We start from the raw sequence: 17855 nt of genomic DNA on the forward strand, positions 1-17855 counted from the left end.
CCCCCCCCCCCCCCCCCCCCCCCCCCCCCCCCCCCCCCCCCCCCCCCCCCGTCCCCCCCGGGGGCCGCGGGGCCCCCCCCGGCCGCGTCCGATCAATCCCAGGCCGGGGCGATGCCTTCCGGGTTGGCCAGGCGCTGACCGCGGTCGAGCTTGGCGATCTGCGCCATGTCTTCGTCGGTCAGGCGGATCGCGGCCGCTTCCAGGTTGCCGGCCAGGTTGTCGCGCTTGGTCGACGACGGGATGACTGCAAAGCCCTGTTGCAGCGCCCAGGCCAGTGCAACCTGGGCCGGGGTGGCCTGGTGGCGGCCGGCAATGGCCTGGATCACCGGGTCCTTCAGCACTTCGCCGTAGGCCAGGCTCATATAGGCGGTGATGGCGATGCCGTTGTCCTGCAGGAACTTCACCAGCAGGCGGTTCTGCAGGTACGGGTGGATCTCGATCTGGTTGGTGGCGATGGCGCCGGCGCCGAGGATCTCGATCGCCTTGCGGGTCTGGGCGATGGTGAAGTTGGAGATGCCGATCTCGCGGGTCAGGCCCTGCGCCTTGGCCTCGGCCAGCGCCGGCAGGTATTCCTCCATCGGCACGTCCACCTTGTCATTCGGCGAGGGCCAGTGGATCAGGGCCAGGTCGACGTGGTCGGTGCGCAGCTTTTCCAGGCTGGTCCGCAGGCTGGCCAGCAGCGCATCGCGCTTGAACTCGGTGATCCACACCTTGGTGGTCAGGTAGATCTCGTCGCGCGGCACGCCGGATTCGGCGATGGCCTGGCCGACCTCGGCTTCATTGCCGTAGATCTGCGCGGTGTCGATGGCGCGGTAGCCGACGTCCAGGGCGTTGCGCACCGAATCGATGACGGTCTGGTCTTTGAGGCGGAAGGTACCAAGACCAAAGGCGGGGACAGTCATGGAAAGCTCCAACGGGGGGAAAAGGAGTGAACGGGAAGGGTAGGGCAGGGACCGTATGCATGCCGGCAACGGTGCATTGCATGGCCGGTCAATGTGCCGCCACGGCGATGCCATCGGCACGGTGATCAACGCCATCGCGGCGGTCCAGGCGGCCGCTGAGCACGGTCAGCGCATAGGCCAGCACCACCACCAGCGCACCCAGCCACGGGGTATGCATCAGGCCGATGTGCTCCACCACCAGGCCACCCAGCGAGGCACCCAGGGCGATGCCGATGTTGAACGCGGCGATGTTCAGGCCCGAGGCCACGTCGGTGGCCTGCGGCGCATAGCGCTGCGCCTGCTTGACCACGTACACCTGCAGGCCGGGTACGTTGCCGAACGCCACCGCGCCCAGGGCCAGCACGGTCAGCAGCATCAGCCAGGTGTTGTAGGCGGTGAAGGTGAGCACGAACAGCACGATGGCCAGCAGCGCGAAGATGCGCTTGAGCGCCGGCACCGGGCCCAGGCGGTCGGCCAGGCGGCCACCCCACAGGTTGCCGATCGCCACCGACACGCCGTACACCAGCAGCACCAGGCTGACCGCATTGGCCGAGAAACCGGTGACGTCCTGCAGGATCGGCGCCAGGTAGGTGAAGGCCAGGAACGTACCGCCATAGCCCAGCGCGGTCATCGCATAGACCAGCAGCAGGCGCGGCTGCGCCAGTACGCCCAGCTGCTGGCGGAAGCTGGCCGGCGCGCTCTGCGGCACGTTGCGCGGCACGAACAGCAGCGCACCCAGCAGGGCCACCACGCCCAGCCCGGCCACGGCCAGGAAGGTCGCGCGCCAGCCCAGGTGCTGGCCGATGAAGGTGCCCAGCGGCACGCCGGTCACCAGCGCCACGGTCAGGCCGGTGAACATGATGGCGATCGCGCTGGCCGCTTTTTCCTTCGGCACCACCGCGGTGGCGATGATCGAGCCGATGGAGAAGAACACGCCGTGCGCCAGGCCGGTGAGGATGCGGGCGACGATCAGCGAGGTGTAGCCCGGCGCCATCCAGGCGATGACGTTGCCCAGGGTGAACATCAGCATCAGCGCCACCAGCAGCTGCTTGCGCGGCACGCGGCCGGTCAGCGCGGTCAGCACCGGCGCGCCGATGGCCACGCCCAGCGCGTACAGCGAGACCAGCAGGCCGGCCGAGGGCAGGCTGACGTGGAGGTCGGCGGCAATGGTGGGAATCAGGCCGACGATGACGAACTCGGTGGTGCCGATGGCGAAGGCGCCGAGGGTCAGCGCCAGCAGGGCGAGGGGAATGCCACGGGTCATGGCAGGCTCCGAAGGGAAGGAAGGCGCGCAGTGTGCGCGGCGCACCTTTGCCGAAAAACCAGTCTTCACGCCAATCACTCTTGCCTGCTGGTCAATAATGGCGGCATGAAGACCACCCTCGACGAAATGCAGGCCTTCCTGGCCGTCATCGACAGCGGCTCGATCAGCGCCGCCGCCGAACAGCTGGGACAGACCCCCTCCGGCGTCAGCCGCGCGCTGGGCCGGCTGGAGGAAAAGCTGGGCACCACCCTGCTGACCCGCACCACGCGCCGCCTGCACCTGACCGCCGAGGGCGAGGCCTACCTGCGCCACGCGCGGGCGATCATCGATGCGGTGGAGTCGGCCGAAGAACAGATGGCCGCCCGCCGCGAGCGTCCGGCCGGACGGCTGCGCGTGGATGCGGCCATGCCCTTCGTGCTGCACGTGATTGCGCCGCTGGTGGCCAGCTATCGCGCGCGCTACCCGGAGGTGCAGCTGGAATTGAACAGCTCCGAGCGCTACATCGACCTGCTGGAACGGCGCACCGACCTGGCCATCCGCATCGGCCCGCTGGCCGATTCAACCCTGCACGCGCGCGCGCTGGGACGCTGCCGGCTGCAGCTGGTGGCCAGCCCGGCCTATCTGGCCACGCACGGCGAACCGTCCAGCGTGGCCGCACTGGGCCAGCACACGCTGCTTGGCTTCAACGAGCCGGAATCATTGAACCGCTGGCCGCTGCCGGGCGATGCCGACGGGCAACTGCTGGTGCGTCCGGATATCCCCGTATCCAGCGGCGAAACCCTGCGCCGGCTGGCGGTGGAAGGCGTAGGCATCACCTGCCTGTCCGACTTCGTGACCGACCGCGATCGCGCCGCCGGCACGCTGGTGCCGGTGCTGGCCGCGCAGACGCTGGATGTCTACCAGCCGATCCACGCGGTGTATTACCGCAACACCGCGGTGTCGGCGCGCATCAGTTCGTTCCTGGATCACCTGGACGAAGTGATGGCGCAGGGTGATTATCTGCGCTGAGGCTTGGTGGGTGCGGACCGGCTCCCTCGGTGGGTGCGGACCGTTGGTCCGCACTGATCCTGCCGTGGGCCCCCCCACCGGGGGGGGCGGCCCGGGGGGGGGGGGGGGGTGGGGCCGCCCCAAACATTGGGGGGGGGTGGGGTCGGGGGGCCCCCACTTCCCCCCCCCCCCCCCCCCCCCGGGGGGGCCGCTACCCATTCAACACCGCCACGCGTGCCACCGCACCGGTGTGGTGACACCGTCATGCCGCGCGCGCGAAGCCGTCCTGCGTCGTCGCTGCACTCGACAGATCAAACACATCCACCGCTTCGATCAAGCGGTCGGCCTGCTGTTCCAGGCTGCGCGCAGCCGCACTGGCTTCTTCCACCAGCGCCGCGTTCTGCTGGGTGGTGCCATCCATCTGGATGACGGTCTGGCTGACCTGCTCAATGCCCGCACTCTGTTCCTGCGACGCCGCGGAAATCTCGGCCATGATGTCGGTCACGCGCTGCACCGACGCCACGATCTCGGCCATCGTGTCCCCCGCCTGGCGCACGCGGCGCGCGCCGTGGCCGACCTGTTCCACCGACGCTTCGATCAGGGTCTTGATCTCCTTGGCGGCCGCCGCCGACCGCTGCGCCAGGGTGCGCACCTCGCTGGCCACCACCGCGAAGCCACGGCCCTGTTCTCCGGCACGCGCCGCTTCCACGGCTGCGTTCAACGCCAGGATGTTGGTCTGGAACGCGATGCCGTCGATGACGCTGATGATCGCCGCGATCTGCCGCGAGGACGTCTCGATCGCGCCCATGGTCGCCACCACCTGGCCGACCACTTCACCGCCCTGCGAGGCCACGCCATGCGCGCCGATCGCGAGCTGGTTGGCCTGGCGCGCGTGTTCGGCATTCTGGCGCACGGTGGAGGTCAGTTCCTCCATCGACGCGGCGGTTTCTTCCAGGTTGGCCGCCTGCTGTTCGGTGCGGCGCGACAGATCGTTGTTGCCAGCAGCAATCTCGGCAGCAGCCGAATGGATGTTGCCCGAGGTGTGCTTGATGTCGGTAACAATGGTCGCCAGCTGCGCCGCGGTGGTGTTGGCATCGCTGGCGATGCGCGCGAACACGCCCTGGAAATCGCCGTGCATGCGCGCGCCCAGGCGGCCATCGGCAATCGCCCGCAGCATCGCCGATACCTCGCCCAGGTTCTGTTCGGTGCCCTGCATCAGCTGGTTCAGGCCATCGACCATCGCGCGGAAGTCATGCTCGAAACGTGCGGTGTCGCCGCGCTGGCTGAAATCGCCGGCCGCCGCAGCACCGGCCAGGCGGCGGATCTCGCCGTTGATCGCGCCGAGATTGCGCTTGACCGCATCCAGCGCCTCGGTGATCACCGCCTTCTCGCCCGGCAGGCGTTCCATGTCCTGGCTGAGGTCGCCCACCGCATAGCGGCCCATGACCGCGATCGCGCGCATCTTCACCTGGATGTGTGCGTCGACCAGCGCGTTGGTGTCGGCCACCATCCGTCCGTACGCACCGGGGAACGCGGCGGCCTGCATGCGGTGGCTGATGGTGCCGGCGTCGTGCGCCTGCGCCATCGCCGCCTGTGCGGCAAGCACGTCGCGCAGGGTGCCCTGCACGGCCTGCATGGCCTGCGCCAGGCGGCCGATCTCATCGCGGCTGTGCACCTGCACCACATGGTCCAGGTCACCGGCGGCCACCGCGCGTGCGGCGGCTTCCACCGCCAGCACCGGTTGCACCACGGCACGCCGCAGCCACCAGCCCAGGCCGGCCAGCAACAGCACCGCTGCGGTGATGGTCAGCACCGCGCACACCACCAGCGTGCGCCGTGCCTGCTGCGAACGCGCGGCCACCGCGGCTTCGGCCACCTGCGAGGCGTGCGTGCCCAGCGCATCCAGCGCCGCCGCCACCGGACGATCCTTGCCGCGTACCAGCGTGTCACCGGCGGCAGGGTCGTAGCCGGCTTCGGCAAAGGCCTGCAGGGCGGCGTGGTAGTCCTTCTGCAGCTGCGCGTGCAGGGCGCTGAAGGCCTTCGCCATGTCGCGGGTGCGCGCATCGGGGCTGGTGGCCAGGCCGCTGGCCAGTGTCTCCACACGCTTGCCCTCGTCATCGAAGGCCTGCAGGTGGCGCTGGCGCAGCGCTTCGTCGTGGCCGCGCAGCAGCACGTTCTTCCATTCCTGCACCTGGCCGCGGAACTCACGCTGCAGGTGCTCGGCAGCGCGGCTGTGGGCGACCTCCGCGGGCACTTCGGTGGACAGCTTCAGCCACGCCGATGCCAGGCCCGCGAGGGCGCACAGCAGGACGATGGCCAGGCCGACGGATACAGCACCAAGCAGCTTCGACTGCAGCCGCGGCGCACGGGAGGAGGCGTTCATGGGGCGGACTCACGGAAGGGGGGCGATGCGGTATCGACCGCGCTTGAGCCCTCTGAAGTGCGAATCCGATCACATTACCGTTGCGTTTAGAGAGGTGAAGAAAATGTTTCATAGGACAGATGTGTCCATATGGAACGAAAGCGGACTCTCGACAGGAGGTTTAAATGTAACTATCGTAGTTACATGAAATCCGCCAACCCGCTCTCCGACGCGCTGCACGTGATGGCCCATCTGGTCGGCCAGCAAGGCCCGCGCACGTCCGAACAACTGGCTGCCTGCCTGCCGACCCATCCGGTGGTCATCCGCCGCCTGCTGGCACAGATGCACAAGGCCGGTCTGGTGCGCAGCACGCGCGGCCATGGCGGTGGCAGCCAGTTGGCGCGCGAGGCGGCGCAGATCAGCCTGCACGACATCTACCTGGCCGTCGGCGCGCCGCCACTGGTGCAGGTCGGCAACCGCGACAACGGCGGTGGCTGCCCCATCCAGCAGCTGGTCAACCAGGCACTGCAGGACGGCGCGCGCGAGGCCCAGCGCCTGCTCGAAGCGCGCCTGCAGGCCAGCACCCTGGACCAGCTGGGCGCCGATTTCGCCCGCCATCTTGCCCATCACCGTTCCCTGGAAGGTCACCATGAATCCTGATGTCCTCATCGTCGGCGGCAGCTATGCCGGCATCGCCGCCGGCCTGATCCTGGCCCGTGCGCGCCGCCCGGTCACGATCATCGACAGCGGCCTGCCGCGCAATCGTGCCGCCAGCCACTCGCACGGCGTGCTGGGGCAGGACGGCATCAGCGGCGCCGAGCTGCTGAAGAACGCGCGCCAGCAGTTGCTCGACTACCCCACCGTGCGCTGGCTGCAGGGCGAGGTGGTGCACGCGCAGGCCAACGCCGAGGGCGTGGACGTGCGTACTGCCGATGGCCAGGTGCTGGCCGCCCGCAAGCTGCTGCTGGCCACCGGCATTGCTGACCAGTTGCCTGATCTGCCGGGCCTGGCCGAACGCTGGGGCAGCACCGTGCTGCATTGCCCGTACTGCCATGGCTATGAAGTCGGCGGCGGTGCCATCGGCCTGCTTGGCGGTCACCCGATGTCGGCCGCGAAGGCGCCGCTGTTCGCCGAGTGGGGCAATGTCACCTTCTTCAGCCAGGGCCTGCCCATCAGCGATGAAGAGCAGGCCGCCATGCAGCAGCGCGGCGTGCAGGTTGAAACCATCCCTGTGGTGGGCGTGCAGGGCGAGCAGCCCACCTGGCTGGAAGTGGAACTGGCCGATGGCCGCCGCATCGCCCAGCGCGCCCTGTTCGTGCCGGCGATGCAGCAGATGGCCACGCCGTTGGTGCAGCAGCTCGGCTGCACTCTGGTGGAAAGCCCGATGGGCGTGCTGGTGGAGGTCGACATGATGAAGCAGACCTCGGTGCCGAACGTGTATGCCGCCGGTGATGCGACCACGGTCGGCAACATCACCCTGGCAATGGCCGAAGGCGTGCGTGCAGGCATCGGCGTGCACCACGCGCTGGTGGCCGAGGACAGCATGCCGCGCTGAACGGCGCGCTGTCCCAGTAGATCCACGCCATGCGTGGATGCAACCATCACCCCTTCACGCACAGCACCTGGCGCAGCGTGTGCACCACCTCCACCAGGTCGCGCTGCGCGGCCATCACATCATCGATCGACTTGTACGCTGCCGGTGATTCATCCAGCACGCCGCTGTCCTTGCGGCATTCCACGTGCGCGGTGGCCTCGCGGTGCTGCGCCAGGGTGATCTGCTGCCGCGCCGCGCCACGGCTCATCACCCGGCCGGCGCCGTGGCTGCAGCTGTGGAAGCTGTCGGTGCTGCCCTTGCCGCGCACGATGTAGCTGCGCGTGCCCATGCTGCCGGGAATGATGCCCAGCTCGCCTTCGCGCGCGCTGACCGCACCCTTGCGCGTCACCAGCAGTTCCTGCCCTGCATGCGTTTCCTTCTGCACGTAGTTGTGGTGGCAGTTCACCGCCATCGCGGCCAGCTTGAACTTCGGCAGGCGCTGGCGCATTTCCGCCAGCACCCGCGCCATCATCGCCTCGCGGTTCTGCCGTGCGTAGTCCTGCGCCCACGACACCGCCTGCACGTAGTCATCAAACAGCGGCTCGCCCTCCATGAAGAACGCCAGGTCCTTGTCCGGCAGATGGAAGCCGAGCACGCGGCGTTCCAGTTCGCGCCGCGCCTGTTCGATGAAGTAGGTCCCGATCAGGTTGCCGGTGCCGCGCGAACCGCTGTGCAGCATCACCCACACCGCATCGGTCTCGTCCAGGCACAGTTCGATGAAGTGGTTGCCGCCGCCCAGCGTGCCCAGCTGGCAGTCCAGCTTGTCGGTGCGGATCCGCCGGTGCTTTTCCTTGATCTGCTCCAGGCCCGCGGCCAGGCCGGACTGCACCAGCCGCGTGCCGATGCTGTCGGGCAGCCGCTGGTGCTCGCCGCTGCGGCCATTGCCCACCGGCACGCTGCGCTCGATGCCGCTGCGCAGCTGGCGCAGGTCATCAGGCAGGTCGTTGGCACGCAGCGTGGTTCGCACCGCGGCCATGCCACAGCCGATGTCCACGCCCACGGCCGCGGGAATGATCGCGCCCCGCGTGGGGATCACCGAGCCGACGGTCGCGCCCTTGCCCAGGTGCACGTCGGGCATGACCGCCACCCAGGGCCCGACGAACGGGATCGCCGCGATGTTGCGCAGCTGCGCGTGGGCTTCGGCCTCCAGCGGAACGCCGTCCACCCAGCCCTTGATCGGCGTACTGCCTTCGGCATGCAGCCATTGATAGTTGTGTTGAATGTCCATCTCGTAGTGAATGTCCTGCACGGGCGGGCACCACGGCACGGCCGTGGGCGTCTGCCCGTGGTTGCAGCGCGGACGCTGCGGAAGTGAAGGTGCAGGCACCCGCCCTCGACGACGCGTCGTGGGGTAGGGCGCTGCTGGAGTGTGCAGATCGGTCCGCCTGTGCCAGGCGCGTGCCATGGCACGGCAGGCGTGTCCGGATCAGTGTGCGGCGGCGTGCCGCGCGGAGTGCAGAGCTGGCATCGCGGGTCCTTGTATCGACGCAGATGAAAACGCCCCCGGACGTGCAGTCCGAGGGCGTCGTCAGTCCTCGGAGATCGGGGTGGCCGATCTCCGCAGGGCGGGCATCAGGCCGTTGTCAGCAGGCTTTCCTCGCCCGGCGCACGCTTCGCCACGTCCATGCGCAGGCATGGCAGCAGGTTGGCGATGGCGACGACGGGTGTGTTCAAGGAAGGTCTTCCGTTGCGGGTTGAAACGTGGCGCGCACCATAAACGACGTTCATTGCGTGCGCAACCCATTCACGCTGGGGCGTCTGCAGGTTTCCCGCGCCTCAGCCTTCAACGCTGGCGGCATCCAGCTGTGCGATGTCCTGCACGCTCAGGCCGACATTGGCGGCCGCGAGCAGGTCATGCAGCTGCTCGACGCTGGTGGCGCTGACGATTGGCGCAGTAATCGACGGCCGTGCGATCTGCCACGCCAGCGCGATCTGCGCGGCACTGGCGCCGTGCTTGCTGGCCACGTCATCCAGCGCCTGCAGGATGCGCAGGCCGCGCGGATTCAGATAGCGCTTGACCACGTTCTCGCCGCGCGCCGGGCTCTTGGCCGCATCGTCCGCGGTGCGGTACTTGCCGCTGAGGAAACCGCTGGCCAGTGCGTAGTAACCGATCACGCCGATCTGCTCGCGCTGCACCAGCGGTTCCAGTTCCTTCTCGTAACCGGCGCGGTCGTACAGGTTGTACTCCGGCTGCAGCGTTTCATAGCGCGGCAGCTTGTAATCGGTGGACACCTTCAGCGCATCGGCCAGGCGCGTGGCGCTGTAGTTGGACGCACCGATGGCGCGCACCTTGCCCGCTTCGATCAGGCGCCCGAACGCGGCCAGCGTTGCTTCCAGCGGCGTCGATTCATCGTCCTCGTGGGCCTGGTACAGATCGATGACGTCGGTCTGCAGGCGCCGCAGCGAATCTTCCACCGCGGCATTGATGTTGTCCGGCGTCAGCCCGGGGCGCTCGGCCCACTTGGCCACCTTGGTGGCGAGCACGACCTTGTCTCGCTTGCCGCTGCGGGCGAACCACTTGCCGATCAGCGTTTCCGATTCGCCACCCTGGTTGCCCGGCACCCAGGCCGAATAGACATCGGCGGTGTCGACCAGGTTGAAGCCGGCATCGACAAAGGCATCGAGCAGGGCGAAGCTGGCCTTCTCATCGGCGCTCCAGCCAAACACGTTGCCACCGAAGGCGAGCGGACGTACATGCAGGCCGGAACGGCCCAGTTCGCGGGTTGCCGTCATGGGCACGGACTCCTTGGGGTAGTCCTGCAGCATAGAGCGCGATGTGTGACCGCGCTGCGGCGCTGGACACAAAACAGTGTTCCGTCGCGGGCGCGTGGCTAACGTTTTGTGAACACCTTGCGCGCGGTGGCTGCTAGTCTCGCCGCATCTTCCGCTGGAATCGCCCCGATGATCGCTGCTTCGTCCCTGCGTGGTTGCCGCCTGCTGTTTGCCTCGGCCCTGCTCGTTGCTGTCCCCGCATTCGCCGCCCCGGCCACGGTGGCACCGGCGAAGATCCAGGTCACGCCGGCCATCGACGCGGCGGTGAAGGCGTCCACCCGCGACCCTGCCAACGTCAAGCGCGACAACTACCGCCATCCGGCGCAGTCGCTCGCCTTCTTCAAGGTCTCGCCGGAAAAGACCGTCATCGAGATCACGCCCGGCAACGGCTGGTATTCGGAAATCCTGGCGCCGCTGCTGCGTGACAAGGGCCATTACATTGCTGCCGTGGTCGATCCGTCTGCCGTGCCCGAAGGCCGTGGCCGTGATTACCAGCAGCGCAGCCGCGATGGCCTGGAAAAGAAGTTCGCCGGTGCACCGGCCCAGTTCGACAAGGCCGCCGTGGTGGGCTACGACCCGGCCAAGCCGGTGTTCGGCCCGGCCAATTCAGCCGATGTGGTGCTGACCTTCCGCAACGTGCACAACTGGCGCAAGGCCGGCCAGGCCCAGGGCATGTTCCAGGGGTTCTTCAACGTGCTCAAGCCGGGCGGCGTGCTGGGCGTGGTCGAGCACCGCGCCAAGGCCGACGTCGCCGATGACGACGACACCGGCTACGTGGGCCAGCAGCAGGTCATCGCCATGGCCGAGGCCGCAGGTTTCACGCTGGAGGCTCGCACCGAGGTCAATGCCAACCCGCGTGACACCAAGGACCACCCGAACGGCGTGTGGACCCTGCCGCCGACCAACCAGCATGACAAGGCCGACGATGCGAAGTACCAGGCCATCGGCGAAAGCGACCGCATGACCCTGCGTTTCGTGAAGCCGTAAGCCGGTAGCACCGGGCCACGCCCGGCGAGCGCAGCGGCGTGGCAAGGGAGGCGACGTGCATCCGCCGGGCATGGCCCGGCGCTACCCCAAGGGAGTGGACGGTTGAACAAGGTCTTCTACATCTTCGTCGCAGTGCTGGTACTGGCGCGGCTGTTTGATTTCGTGTTTTACGGTGGCCATGCCTACGATCTGATGGCGACGGTGGGGTTTGCCGTGGTGTTTGCCGGCGCGCTGCTGGAAGAACGGGCGCGCCGGGCCAGCCCGCCGCTCGCACGCCTGCGGTGCCGCGCCAATGTCATCGCCGCATGCGGTATCGCGCTGGTGCTGGGTTCGTTCCTGCTGGAATGGAAGGTCTTCGGCTGAGGAAGGCGGCCGAGCGTGGGCTCGGCTCTGCAATTCCGGGCGCGCAGCGCGGCGTGGGACAATGCCGCATCCACTGCCTGCCGTGCCCGCAATGCTGATTGCCTTCAACAAGCCCTTCAACGTGCTCTGCCAGTTCACCGACCGCAGCGTGCCGCCGCGGCCGACCCTGGCCGGCTTCGGCCTGCCGCCGCGCGTGTACGCGGCGGGCCGGCTGGACCATGACAGCGAGGGCCTGCTGCTGCTGACCGACAACGGCACGCTGGCGCATAAGCTGACCGACCCGAAGCACAAGGCCGACAAGACCTATTGGGTGCAGGTGGAAGGCACGCCCAGCGATGAACAGCTGCAGCGGCTGCGCGATGGCGTGGTGCTGAACGATGGGCCCACCCTGCCGGCGAAGATCGAGCGCCTCGATCCGGCGCCGGAACTGTGGCTGCGTGATCCGCCGGTGCGTTTCCGCAAGACCGTGCCCGACAGCTGGCTGGCCATCACGATCCGCGAAGGCCGCAACCGCCAGGTGCGGCGGATGACCGCGGCGGTGAACCTGCCCACCCTGCGCCTGGTGCGCGTGGCGATGGGCCCCTACCGCCTGGATGACCTGCAGCCGGGGCAGTGGCGGCAGATCGGCTGAGACAGAAAAGGCCGGAGGCCCTGCGGCGTCCGGCCCTTGTGGTCCCCGGTCAGCGCCCTTCCTGCGGAAGGGATCCGACCCAGGCCTACATCACGCGTCGCTGCCGATGTCGCTGTGCTCGTCCACCACGGTGTCGTTGCGGCGGTCACGCGCGTTGATGCGCTGCGCCTGGCCGTTGACCACATGGCCGTTGCCGGCCTTCTTCTTCTGCTGCTTGCGGTACAGCGCGTAGCCCAGCAGGCCCACGCCCACGGCTGCAGCAGCCACGGCCACGGCCGGGTTGCGGCGCACGAACTTGGTGGCGACCTTGCCGCCGGTCTTCACCGCACCCACGGCGGCGCCGGTCTTGATCCAGTCACTGGCCTGCGGGCCGAGATGGCGCAGGCTGCCACCCGCACTCTTCAGGCCATCGCCGGCGGTGTGCGCCAGTTCCAGGGCGCGCTCCAGGGCGCGGTCGGTGATTACGGTCAGCTTGCTCATGCGGGGGTCCTTTGCCTCGGGTCGAAGTCCAGTGTGTCCTGCTGCCTGTAAACGGTATGTCAGTCAGGGCAGTCGATGAGGTGACTCTACCCCAGTCATTCAGGATCAGGCAGGAAACCGGGGTAGCGCCGGGCCATGCCCGGCGGATCTGCTGCTGCGTTCGCCGGGCATGGCCCGGCGCTACCGCAATACCTCACGTTCCGCGCGGCTTGGCCCGGTGCGTGGCGGTCGCCGTCCACGGGTCGTCCGGCCAGGGATGGCGCGGGTAGCGGCCCTTCATCTCCTTCTTCACCTCGGCATAGGTGTTTTCCCAGAAGTTGCGCAGGTCCTGGGTGACCTGCAGCGGGCGGCCGCCGGGCGAGAGCAGGTGCAGGGTGAGCGGCACGCGGCCATCGGCGATGCGCGGGGTGTCGGCCAGGCCGAACAGCTCCTGCAGCTTCACCGCCAGCACCGGCGGCAGCGGTTCGCCGCTCTCGCTGTCCAGCGCGTAGCTGATCGGCCGCTCCAGCCCGGAGGGCACGGTGATGCGGGTCGGCGCATGGCGCTCCACCAGCTGCCGCTGCGACCACTCCAGCGGTGACTTCAGCGCTTCGCCGAAGCTGCTCTCGTCCAGTGCATCCAGCCGCGTCTTGCCGGCAAACGCTGGCTGCAGCCACTGCGCGCGCGTGGCCAGCAGGGCATCATCGCTGCAGTCGGGCAGGCCGAGCTCGGGCATCCAGCGGCGCAGTGATTCCACCCGGGCCTGCCACTGGCGCAGGCCCTCGGTCCACGGCAGCGCCGACAGGCCCAGCTCGGCTATCGCATCGGTCAACGCCTGCGCGGCCTGCTGCGGATCGACCCGGCCGGCCGAGCGGCTGTCCAGCACGATGCGATCAAAGCGGGTTTCGCGCAGGGCCACCAGGGCGCGGCGTTCGCTGTCCCAGCGCACGGCGTCCTCGGTCACGAAGCGCTCCGGCCACGCCTTGCGCAGGCCATTCTCATCCACCGGCGCAGCGCGCAGCAGCAGCGCGTCGCGTGCCTCGAAGCGCAGCTCGCTGGCCACCAGCCAGGGTTCGCCGCGCAGATCGCTCAGTTCGTGCAGGCGCGCGCTGCGGCCATTGGCCAGCAGGTAGCGCAGCGGGTCGCTGGGGTGCTGGAAGGCGATGCGGTCGGGGAAGGCGTGGGCCAGCAGGTCGCCCAGCTCATGCGCCTCGATGCTGGTGGGCGGAGTGGCGTCGCAGCGCAGTCGACGCCGCCATTGCCTGGCAGCCGCATCGATGGCGGCCAGCCCGCTGCGGTTGGCATCGGACGGTGCGCGGCCATTGCGGAAGGCGGCCAGCGCACGCCAGCGTGCCGCCAGCGCATCACCGCCCTGGCGCAGCGGATCGCGTGCCTCCAGCAGCGCGGCCAGATCGGCGGCCAGCGCCTGCGCGCGTGCATCGGGTGCGGCCAGCAGCATCGCCGCCATGCGCGGGTGGGTGCCCAGCGCCAGCACGCGACGGCCCAGCGCGGTGATCGCGCCGGTGTCCGACAGCGCGCCCAGCCGCTGCAGCAGCTCGCGTGCGGCAGCCATCGGGCCGGAGGGCGGTGGATCGAGGAAACGCAGATCGCTGCTGCCCCATGCGGCCAGTTCCAGCGCCAGCCCGGCCAGTTCCACCTGGTCGATCTCGGCGCGGCGCTGTGGCTCCAGCCGCTGCGACTGCGGCCACAGCCGCCACGCCACGCCCTCGGCCACGCGACCGGCGCGTCCAGCGCGCTGGTCGGCCGACGCCTGCGCGATGGCCACCACGTCCAGCCGGGTGAAGCCGCTGTTGGGGTCATAGCGCGGCTCGCGCGCCTGGCCGCTGTCGATCACCACGCGCACACCGGGCAACGTCACCGAAGATTCGGCTACGTTGGTGGCCAGCACCACGCGGCGGCGGCCATCGCTGGCGGCCTGCAGCACGCGTGCCTGCTGTTCCACCGGCAGCTCGCCGTGCAGCGCCAGCACGTCGACACCGCCATCGAGCGATTCCTGCAGGCCCGCCTGCACCCGCGCGATCTCGCGCTGGCCGGGCAGGAACACCAGCAGGTCGCCGGGATGTTCGGCCAGGGCCTGCTGCACGGCGCGGCGCACCTGCAGTTCCAGCGCTTCATCGCGACGTGCCGGGAAGTGGCTGATCGCCACCGGGTAACTGCGTCCTTCGCTGCTGAGGCGGGGCGCATCGAGGAAACGCGCCAGCCGTTCGCCATCCAGCGTCGCCGACATCACCACCAGGCGCAGGTCGTCGCGCAGCTGCGCCTGCACGTCCAGCGCCAGGGCCAGGCCAAGGTCGCCGCTGAGATGGCGCTCGTGGAATTCGTCGAACAGGATCGCACCGAGCTCTTCCAGCATCGGATCGTCCTGCAGCATGCGGGTCAGGATGCCTTCGGTGACGACTTCAATGCGCGTGCGCGCCGAAACCTTGTTCTCGAAGCGGATGCGGTAACCGACGGTGCCGCCCACGTCCTCGCCCAGCTGCCGCGCCATGAACAGCGCGGCACTGCGTGCGGCGACCCGGCGCGGTTCCAGCAGGATGATCTTACGCCCCTGCAGCCACGGTGCATCGAGCAGGGCCAGTGGCACCTGGGTGGTCTTGCCGGCACCGGGCGGTGCTTCCAGCACCAGGCGCGGCTGCGCGGCCAGATGCTGCTGGATCTGCGGCAGCAACGGGGAAATCGGGAAGAGCGGGGCGTTCATGTGCCAAGGATAAGGGGCCACAGCGGGCGCAGGTACAATGCGCGGGCACTTTTCCCCCGTGATGACCATGCACCTGATCGATATCGGCGCCAACCTGACCCACGACTCCTTCGACCGCGACCGCGATGCCGTCCTGGACCGCGCACGGCAGGCTGGCGTGGTGCAGATGGTCATCACCGGTGCCAGCCGCGAGCACTCGCCGCTGGCCCTGCAGCTGGCCCAGCAGCACCCCGGATTCCTGTACGCCACGGCCGGCGTGCATCCGCATCATGCGGTGGAATACACCGAGGAATGCGATGCCGAGATGCGCGCGCTGCATGCGCACCCGGAAGTGGTGGCGGTTGGCGAATGTGGCCTGGATTACTTCCGTGATTTCTCGCCGCGCCCGTCCCAGCACCGCGCATTCGAGCGCCAGCTGCAGCTGGCCGCAGACAATGGCAAGCCCCTGTTCCTGCACCAGCGCGACGCGCATGCCGATTTCATGGCACAGATGAAGAACTTCGACGGCCGCCTTGGCCCGGCGGTGGTGCACTGCTTCACCGGCGAGCGCGATGAACTGTTCGACTACCTCGACCAGGACTGGTACATCGGCATCACCGGCTGGCTGTGCGACGAGCGCCGTGGCGCGCACCTGCGCGAGCTGGTGAAGAACATCCCGGCCAACCGCCTGATGATCGAGACCGATGCGCCGTACCTGCTGCCGCGCACGCTGAAGCCGATGCCGAAGGACCGCCGCAACGAACCGATGTTCCTTTCGCACATCGTCGAGGAACTGGCCCGCGACCGTGGCGAAGACGTGGCAGTGACCGCCGCCAACGCCACCGCTGCCACGCGCACGTTCTTCCGCCTGCCCGACGCAGGTTGATGGTAGTGCCGGCCGCTGGCCGGCAACAGTATGAACGCCGCAATCATCGCGCGATTGCCGGCCAGCGGCCGGCACTACCGGAGCAGGTCGCGCAGCCCTTCCCGATAGGTCGCAAACTGCGGCGTCCACCCCAGCGCCTCGCGCGTGCCGCGACTGTCGATGCGCTTGTTGCTCCGGTAGAACCGCCGCAGCGTCGCACTCACTGCCGGGTCATCCCAGGCCAGCGCCGGTGGCAGCGTGAAGCCGCCCAGCTTCGCGGCGTATGCCAGCACCTCCTGCGGTGGCGCCGGTTCGTCATCGGCGGGCAGATACAGTCCATCCCGCGTGGGCCGCTGCATCGCCGCGATGACCACCGCCGCCAGATCCTCCACGTGCAGCCGGTTGAACACCAGCCCGGGGCGCACCACGTGGCGGGCGCGTCCTTCAGCCAGCTGCAGCAAGGCATTGCGGCCGGGGCCGTACAGCCCCGGCAGGCGGAAGACCGCCGAGGCGATGCCGCGTTCATCGGCCAGTGCCTGCCACTGCGCCTCGGCCAGGCGACGTTGCACGCCCGCCGCTTCGCTGGCATCGGCCACGCTGCTTTCGTCGATCCAGCCACCGCTGCGGTCGGCATAGACCGCGGTCGAGGACAGGTAACCGATCCAGCGCAGCGCCGGGCTTGCCCGCAGGGCAGGCAGCAGCTGGCGCAGCGCAGGGTCGCCCTGTGCATCGGGCGGCACGCTGCAGAGCACGGCCTGGGCCTGTGCGATGTCCTGCAGGAGTGCAGGCGATGGCGCGGCATCGACGTGCAGGCGGTGCCGACGCAGCCCATCGTCGGCCACCGCGGCCGGATCACGCACCGTGCCCGTGACCTGCACGCCACGCGCCTGCAATCGGGCGGCCAGTACGCGGCCACTCCAGCCCATGCCGAGGATCAGCACCGGCGACGGCAGGGGCGCGGGCGCCACAGTGGCCATCACGCGCTGCGCTGCGCCTGGTAGGCCTGCAGGCTGCTGTAGGCGACCTGCAGCAGCAGGCCTTCCTGGTCGGCCGTGCGCGCGCGCGCCAGCATGTCGCCGACGATGTGCGCCGCTTCCACCTGCTGGCCGGCTTCCAGGTCACGCAGCATCGAGGCTTTCAGCGCAGATCCCGCCTGGGTCAGGGTGCCGCGCGCGGTGTCCTGCGCGGCCTGCGGCACCGGTTCGCCGGCCGCTTCGGCCACAGCCAGGCATTCGTCGTACAGGCCGCGCACGATGGCTTCGCCGTCATCGGTGGCGACGATCGTGCCGATGTCCGCGCGCAGCAGGCAGGTGGCCGCGGCCAGCGCGGTCAGGAAGGTGTACTTGATCCACTGTTCCTGGCCGATCTGCCCGCTGGCCAGGTGGTCCAGGTTGGCCTGCGCGCAGGCAGCCGCGAAGGCACGCACGCGGTCGGAGATCGCACCACCGTCGCGCTCGCCGAAGGTCAGCTTGGCGGGCTTGCCCAGATGCAGCACCGCGCCGTCGGGTGCCTTGGTGGCGCTGATGAAGCACAGGCCGCCAAGAACGGCCTCGCGGCCGAAGCGGGCATCCAGTGCGCCGTAGTGGTGCAGGCCGTTGAGGATGGGCAGCACGCTGGTGTGCGCCCCCACTGCCGGGGCAATCGCGTCAATCGAGCTGTCCAGGTCGTAGGCCTTGCAGCTGAGGATGACCAGGTCGAACGGCTGTTGCACCGCAAGCGCGGGCAGGGCGTCGGCAGTGACGTGCTGCACCGGGAAGCTGGCATCGCCGACGGGGCTGCGGATGACCAGGCCATCACGGTCGAGCTGGCTGGCGCGGGTTGGGCGGACCAGGAAGGTCACGTCCACGCCGGCCTGGGCCAGGCGGCCGCCAAAGTAACCGCCGGTACCACCGGCGCCGAGAATCAGGATGCGCATTGCACGTTCACCGTTTC

The 17855-nt window shown here is 69.0% G+C and carries 16 protein-coding genes; 7 read left to right on the forward strand and 9 right to left on the reverse strand.

Features of this window, described 5'->3' with window-relative positions; genetic code table 11:
* Positions 1-92: 92 nt before the first annotated feature.
* Positions 93-902, reverse strand: a complete 810-nt coding sequence (dkgB, locus tag IAE41_RS10735; RefSeq protein WP_200733107.1) for a 2,5-didehydrogluconate reductase DkgB — start codon at positions 900-902, stop codon at positions 93-95.
* A gap of 88 nt (positions 903-990) precedes the next feature.
* Positions 991-2205: an MFS transporter gene (locus IAE41_RS10740; protein ID WP_079224200.1), complete on the reverse strand. Its 1215-nt coding sequence runs from the start codon at positions 2203-2205 to the stop codon at positions 991-993.
* 105 nt (positions 2206-2310) lie between these two features.
* Between IAE41_RS10740 and IAE41_RS10745 the strand changes: the two genes are divergently transcribed.
* Complete coding sequence (locus IAE41_RS10745) at positions 2311-3213, forward strand: LysR family transcriptional regulator (RefSeq protein WP_200733108.1); 903 nt, start codon at positions 2311-2313, stop codon at positions 3211-3213.
* A gap of 241 nt (positions 3214-3454) precedes the next feature.
* On the opposite strand, the gene IAE41_RS10750 is transcribed toward IAE41_RS10745, so the two are convergent.
* Positions 3455-5575, reverse strand: a complete 2121-nt coding sequence (locus tag IAE41_RS10750) for a methyl-accepting chemotaxis protein (protein ID WP_200733109.1) — start codon at positions 5573-5575, stop codon at positions 3455-3457.
* Between the two features lie 183 nt (positions 5576-5758).
* On the opposite strand from IAE41_RS10750, the gene IAE41_RS10755 reads away from it, so the two are divergent.
* Together IAE41_RS10755 and IAE41_RS10760 are read left to right on the forward strand one after the other, a co-directional pair.
* Positions 5759-6214, forward strand: a complete 456-nt coding sequence (locus tag IAE41_RS10755) for an Rrf2 family transcriptional regulator (RefSeq protein ID WP_200733110.1) — start codon at positions 5759-5761, stop codon at positions 6212-6214.
* Entirely contained in the window at positions 6204-7109 is a 906-nt protein-coding gene (locus tag IAE41_RS10760) for an NAD(P)/FAD-dependent oxidoreductase (RefSeq protein WP_200733111.1), read from the forward strand. The genes IAE41_RS10755 and IAE41_RS10760 overlap by 11 nt, the downstream gene beginning before the upstream one ends.
* A gap of 46 nt (positions 7110-7155) precedes the next feature.
* Here the strand turns inward: IAE41_RS10760 and IAE41_RS10765 are convergent, their stop codons facing one another.
* Positions 7156-8376 carry an RtcB family protein gene (locus IAE41_RS10765; protein WP_200733112.1) on the reverse strand — a complete coding sequence of 407 codons (1221 nt, stop codon included), beginning with the start codon at positions 8374-8376 and terminating at the stop codon, positions 7156-7158.
* Between the two features lie 548 nt (positions 8377-8924).
* Positions 8925-9881, reverse strand: a complete 957-nt coding sequence (locus IAE41_RS10770; RefSeq protein ID WP_200733113.1) for an aldo/keto reductase — start codon at positions 9879-9881, stop codon at positions 8925-8927.
* 168 nt (positions 9882-10049) lie between these two features.
* Here IAE41_RS10770 and IAE41_RS10775 point away from each other — a divergent pair, with 168 nt between their 5' ends.
* From IAE41_RS10775 to IAE41_RS10785, 3 genes are all read left to right on the forward strand, one after another.
* Positions 10050-10907, forward strand: coding sequence for a class I SAM-dependent methyltransferase (locus IAE41_RS10775; RefSeq protein ID WP_200733114.1), 858 nt, complete (start codon positions 10050-10052; stop codon positions 10905-10907).
* Positions 10908-11009: 102 nt separating this feature from the next.
* Positions 11010-11270, forward strand: coding sequence for a hypothetical protein (locus IAE41_RS10780; protein ID WP_200733115.1), 261 nt, complete (start codon positions 11010-11012; stop codon positions 11268-11270).
* Positions 11271-11361: 91 nt separating this feature from the next.
* Complete coding sequence (locus IAE41_RS10785) at positions 11362-11901, forward strand: pseudouridine synthase (RefSeq protein ID WP_200733138.1); 540 nt, start codon at positions 11362-11364, stop codon at positions 11899-11901.
* 90 nt (positions 11902-11991) lie between these two features.
* Here IAE41_RS10785 and IAE41_RS10790 read toward each other — a convergent pair whose 3' ends face one another.
* Positions 11992-12381: a hypothetical protein gene (locus IAE41_RS10790; RefSeq protein ID WP_079224180.1), complete on the reverse strand. Its 390-nt coding sequence runs from the start codon at positions 12379-12381 to the stop codon at positions 11992-11994.
* Positions 12382-12574: 193 nt separating this feature from the next.
* Positions 12575-15079, reverse strand: coding sequence for an ATP-dependent helicase HrpB (gene hrpB, locus IAE41_RS10795; RefSeq protein WP_200733116.1), 2505 nt, complete (start codon positions 15077-15079; stop codon positions 12575-12577).
* A gap of 67 nt (positions 15080-15146) precedes the next feature.
* On the opposite strand from hrpB, the gene IAE41_RS10800 reads away from it, so the two are divergent.
* Complete coding sequence (locus IAE41_RS10800; protein ID WP_200733117.1) at positions 15147-15944, forward strand: TatD family hydrolase; 798 nt, start codon at positions 15147-15149, stop codon at positions 15942-15944.
* Positions 15945-16018: 74 nt separating this feature from the next.
* Here IAE41_RS10800 and IAE41_RS10805 read toward each other — a convergent pair whose 3' ends face one another.
* Together IAE41_RS10805 and panE are read right to left on the reverse strand one after the other, a co-directional pair.
* Complete coding sequence (locus tag IAE41_RS10805; RefSeq protein ID WP_200733118.1) at positions 16019-16900, reverse strand: NAD-dependent epimerase/dehydratase family protein; 882 nt, start codon at positions 16898-16900, stop codon at positions 16019-16021.
* Positions 16900-17838, reverse strand: a complete 939-nt coding sequence (gene panE / locus IAE41_RS10810; RefSeq protein ID WP_200733119.1) for a 2-dehydropantoate 2-reductase — start codon at positions 17836-17838, stop codon at positions 16900-16902. The genes IAE41_RS10805 and panE overlap by 1 nt, the downstream gene beginning before the upstream one ends.
* Positions 17839-17855 lie beyond the last annotated feature (17 nt).

This window comes from Stenotrophomonas sp. S39 (assembly GCF_016624665.1).
GTDB lineage: Bacteria > Pseudomonadota > Gammaproteobacteria > Xanthomonadales > Xanthomonadaceae > Stenotrophomonas.

Bases quoted from the DNA above. Each gene is read 5' to 3' on its own strand.
- dkgB (WP_200733107.1), bottom strand. From the start codon at position 902: ATGACTGTCCCCGCCTTTGGTCTTGGTACCTTCCGCCTCAAAGACCAG.
- IAE41_RS10740 (WP_079224200.1), bottom strand. From the start codon at position 2,205: ATGACCCGTGGCATTCCCCTCGCCCTGCTGGCGCTGACCCTCGGCGCC.
- IAE41_RS10745 (WP_200733108.1), top strand. From the start codon at position 2,311: ATGAAGACCACCCTCGACGAAATGCAGGCCTTCCTGGCCGTCATCGAC.
- IAE41_RS10750 (WP_200733109.1), bottom strand. From the start codon at position 5,575: ATGAACGCCTCCTCCCGTGCGCCGCGGCTGCAGTCGAAGCTGCTTGGT.
- IAE41_RS10755 (WP_200733110.1), top strand. From the start codon at position 5,759: ATGAAATCCGCCAACCCGCTCTCCGACGCGCTGCACGTGATGGCCCAT.
- IAE41_RS10760 (WP_200733111.1), top strand. From the start codon at position 6,204: ATGAATCCTGATGTCCTCATCGTCGGCGGCAGCTATGCCGGCATCGCC.
- IAE41_RS10765 (WP_200733112.1), bottom strand. From the start codon at position 8,376: ATGGACATTCAACACAACTATCAATGGCTGCATGCCGAAGGCAGTACG.
- IAE41_RS10770 (WP_200733113.1), bottom strand. From the start codon at position 9,881: ATGACGGCAACCCGCGAACTGGGCCGTTCCGGCCTGCATGTACGTCCG.
- IAE41_RS10775 (WP_200733114.1), top strand. From the start codon at position 10,050: ATGATCGCTGCTTCGTCCCTGCGTGGTTGCCGCCTGCTGTTTGCCTCG.
- IAE41_RS10785 (WP_200733138.1), top strand. From the start codon at position 11,362: ATGCTGATTGCCTTCAACAAGCCCTTCAACGTGCTCTGCCAGTTCACC.
- IAE41_RS10790 (WP_079224180.1), bottom strand. From the start codon at position 12,381: ATGAGCAAGCTGACCGTAATCACCGACCGCGCCCTGGAGCGCGCCCTG.
- hrpB (WP_200733116.1), bottom strand. From the start codon at position 15,079: ATGAACGCCCCGCTCTTCCCGATTTCCCCGTTGCTGCCGCAGATCCAG.
- IAE41_RS10800 (WP_200733117.1), top strand. From the start codon at position 15,147: ATGCACCTGATCGATATCGGCGCCAACCTGACCCACGACTCCTTCGAC.
- IAE41_RS10805 (WP_200733118.1), bottom strand. From the start codon at position 16,900: ATGGCCACTGTGGCGCCCGCGCCCCTGCCGTCGCCGGTGCTGATCCTC.
- panE (WP_200733119.1), bottom strand. From the start codon at position 17,838: ATGCGCATCCTGATTCTCGGCGCCGGTGGTACCGGCGGTTACTTTGGC.